The 3662-nt window shown below is 30.1% G+C and carries 5 protein-coding genes; all 5 read left to right on the top strand.

Annotated features, from left to right (window positions below; translation table 11 throughout):
• Positions 1-325 (top strand): hypothetical protein (locus tag DWX91_RS16970; protein ID WP_207664039.1); only part of this gene is annotated, 325 nt, incomplete at its 5' end.
• Positions 304-774, top strand: coding sequence for a hypothetical protein (locus tag DWX91_RS16015; RefSeq protein ID WP_118539787.1), 471 nt, complete (start codon positions 304-306; stop codon positions 772-774). The genes DWX91_RS16970 and DWX91_RS16015, both read left to right, overlap by 22 nt.
• Before the next feature lie 71 nt (positions 775-845).
• Positions 846-1007, top strand: coding sequence for a hypothetical protein (locus DWX91_RS16875; RefSeq protein ID WP_182435121.1), 162 nt, complete (start codon positions 846-848; stop codon positions 1005-1007).
• Between the two features lie 22 nt (positions 1008-1029).
• A complete protein-coding gene (locus tag DWX91_RS16020; protein ID WP_412693933.1) occupies positions 1030-1695 on the top strand; it encodes an NUMOD3 domain-containing DNA-binding protein in 666 nt (221 codons plus the stop codon).
• On the top strand, positions 1692-3662 hold a 1971-nt coding region (locus DWX91_RS16025; RefSeq protein WP_118539791.1), incomplete at its 3' end, for a hypothetical protein. The genes DWX91_RS16020 and DWX91_RS16025, both read left to right, overlap by 4 nt.

Below are 3662 nucleotides of genomic sequence, written 5' to 3' on the forward strand. Positions count from 1 at the left end.
TGTATTAGTAGATGCACAAATGTATTCTATGAATAATAAAGTTAGTATTAATGGAATAGGATTCTACATTTGTCCATTAATTAACTCTATGATTCGTATTGGAGAATATGAAGATAAATGCATAATGTTCGAAGCATTATGTAATTCAGATAGAATGCTAGATAGAAAAGTCAGAGGAAAAGGAATTGTGAATATGACAATTCAAGAATATGTTTTAAGGCTTGTCAATCTAGTAATAGAAAACAGAAAAAAATCACAGAAGAAAATGCAGAGACACTATCAGAACAAATTAATCTACATGAAATGGATAAATTACCTATTTTAATTTGTAATGCTGGAGATGAAGTCGATGGAAACTTTACTGGTCTTATTGCGAATAGATTAGCTGATCAATATCAACGCCCATGTCTACTAATGAGACGAAAAGGTGATATTTGTAAAGGCAGTGGACGCGGCAGTGATAAATGTGAAATTGTCAATTTTAATCAGTGGTGTAAAGATACAGGGTTGTTCGATCGAGTGGATGGACATGCTGGGGCGTTCGGATGTGAAATTTCTTTCGATAATACAAATAAACTCTTATCTTTGTTATCTACAATGAGAAAAATTGATGAGCCAACATATCATGTATATAATGTTTATGAATCAAATCAGATTCATGATCAGATTATAAAGAATGTTGCTAAGTGGAATTATATCTGGGGAAATAATATCACTGATCCTATCTTTTTATCAAAAATATCCCTTGTAATAAATATAATTTATATCTTTTAGGCGCTAAACAAAATCGAATTGAATTTACATTCCATAATATTAAATTTGTCAAACAGACGAGAGGAAATTCTTTGGCTGCTTTATATAAAAAGATTATTTCTGTTGGAGATAATTTGGACTTTGATATTATTGGAAGATTTGATTTAGATTATAAATCGGGCAACTCAGCTCAAGTAGTAATTGAAGATTGGATGTTTTATAAAAGTGACAAACAACAAGGCTTTTTCGGATAAGGCGGTGGTTTAAATATACAAAATATACGTTCACATAAATAAAGTGAATGGGAAATTATATATAGGACAAACTGGCGAGGATAATGTAGAGAAAAGATATAAAAATGGATTGAATTATCTTCGATGTCCATATTTTTATAATGCTATTCAGAAATATGGTTGGGATAACTTTGAACATATTGTTTTATTTAATAATTTGTCTAAAGATGTGGCAGATATCGTTGAGACTGCTTTAATTGATAAATATGATACGACTAATCGTGATTTTGGTTATAACTTACAATCTGGTGGAACTAATGGTAAACCAAATGATGTGACTAGGCTTAAAATGAGTGAAAATCATGCAGATGTAAGTGGTGAAAATAATCCAATGTATCATAAAAATCATTCGTTGGAAACAAGATTAAAAATGAGCAAAAATAGACCAAGTTATATAGGCAAAAATAATCCTAATTATGGTAAAAAATGTTCAGAATATTCAAAGGAAATGACAAGAAAAAAGAATAGTAAACCAATTGTTCAATTAACAAAGGATGGAGAATATATAAGAAAATGGAATTCAGCATCTGAAGCTGGAAGAAATTTAGATATTCGTCAATCTACAATATCAAAAGTTTGCAATGGTGATAAATATTGTCATACAGCAGGTGGATATAAATGGGTATATGAAGGAGAATATTTAACATGATAGATAAAAGTAAAATTTTCGGATATGACTTTGAGGTATTATCTTCAGTCCCCGGAGGTGGATGGTTTTGTGTAACTTTTATCAATTATGAGGATAGAAGTAAAGAGATAACTATTATAAATGATAGAAATAAGTTATTAGATTTTTATAACAACTATAAAGATTGTATTTTTATTTCATACAATGGTAGACAATACGATACGGGTATATTCAAATCTATTTTAGAAGGAAGTTCGTTTGCTATAGCAAATGATAAACTTATTAAAGAAGGAAAGAAACCTTTTCAAGTAGTTAAAAATTTCAAAAAATATCAGCTATATGATTACGATACTATTCGAAAGGATGCATCTCTTAAACAATTAGAAGCTTTCATGGGTGACGATATTAGAGAGACAGAAGTTCCATTCGACTTAGAGAGAGAACCTACAGAAACAGAAGTTGAGCAAATGAGATTTTACAACATTCACGATGTCAAAGAAATGTTGAAAGTTCTTGATTACGCATGGGATGATTTCGAAGGACAACTAGATATTATTGAGTTATATGGATTAGATATGTCTTATATCAGTAAAACGAAAGTCCAATTAGCTTGTACAGTTTTGAATGTTATAAATCAACACACTCTTGATGACGAATTTGATATTCGTCTTCCTGATACAATTCAATTATCTGAGAAATATCAATTTATTCCACAGTGGTATATGAATCCTAAAAACTGGAGATATAAAGAATTTCTCCATTCTGAAGATGATCAACATAATAATCAGTTATGTTGTATTGTGGCTGGAATTCCCCATGTATTTGCATGGGGAGGTTGTCATGGAGCTGATGATAAAGAATCTATTTTTGAAGGGATTATTCTTCATGCGGATGTATCGTCCATGTATCCAACAACAGATATTGTATATGGACTATTAAGCAGAAAATTTAAAAATCCTGATGATTATCGTCAAATGAGAGATTTCAGATTAGAACTAAAAGCTCAAGGAAACTCTAAGAATAAGGCTCTCAAGCCACTAATTAATGGTACATATGGTGATTCAAAGAATAGAAATAGCCCATCATTTGATCCACTGATGGCTAATCTAACTTGTATTTTTGGACAAATGTTTATTCTCGATCTGATTGATAAGTTGGAACCATATTGTAGGTTATTACAAACTAATACAGATGGTATTTTCGTATTATGTGAGAATGAAGAAATGAAAGAAAAAGTCACTCAAATTATAAATGAAGTAGGAGAAAGACTTCATATGGAATTTGAGATTGATGAATATACTAAACTTATTCAAAAGGATGTTAATAATTATATCGCAGTTCAGAAGAATGGTAAATTAGAGTGTAAGGGAGCAATGGTGAAATTTAATACACCTATTGATAACGACCTTTCAATCCTCAATGATGCAGTAAGAAATTATTTAGCATACAATATTCCAATTGAAAAAACAATCAATGAATGTACAGAATATGTTAAGTTTCAAAAAGTTATTAAATTATCTTCGAAATATAGAGAAGTATGGTATGGAAAGGCAACTAGAGAAAAAGATGATAAGGTATCGTCTGTTCAAGGAAACCAATTAAAAGAAAAGGTTCATAGGGTATTTGCAAGTAAAAATTCTCAGGATGGATCTATTTATAAATTAAAAGTTGAAAAAGGTGTAAAGTCGTTTGAGCAGTTCGCTAATACTCCAGACCATTTGTTTATAGATAATGCAGATGTTAATGTACAAAGCATTCCTGATAATCTCGACAGAGAATATTATATCGAGGAAGCAAAGAAGCGTATAGATATGTTCTTAAACAAAAAACCAGAGAAGATAGATGATACTCCAAATATTCTGTTTAATTGTATGAACAATGGATCTACTTTTGTTGATTTTTTAGAGAAGTGTGTAGAAAATAAAATTACGAAAAAAGTTCTTTTACCATATTTAACAGCAGATTGTTGTTCTAAATACGGTAAAACA

This window comes from Clostridium sp. AF22-10 (assembly GCF_003478725.1).
GTDB lineage: Bacteria > Bacillota > Clostridia > Lachnospirales > Lachnospiraceae > Otoolea > Otoolea fessa.

Coding starts and splice junctions, on each gene's coding strand:
- DWX91_RS16015 (WP_118539787.1), top strand. CDS start 304: ATGGATAAATTACCTATTTTAATTTGTAATGCTGGAGATGAAGTCGAT.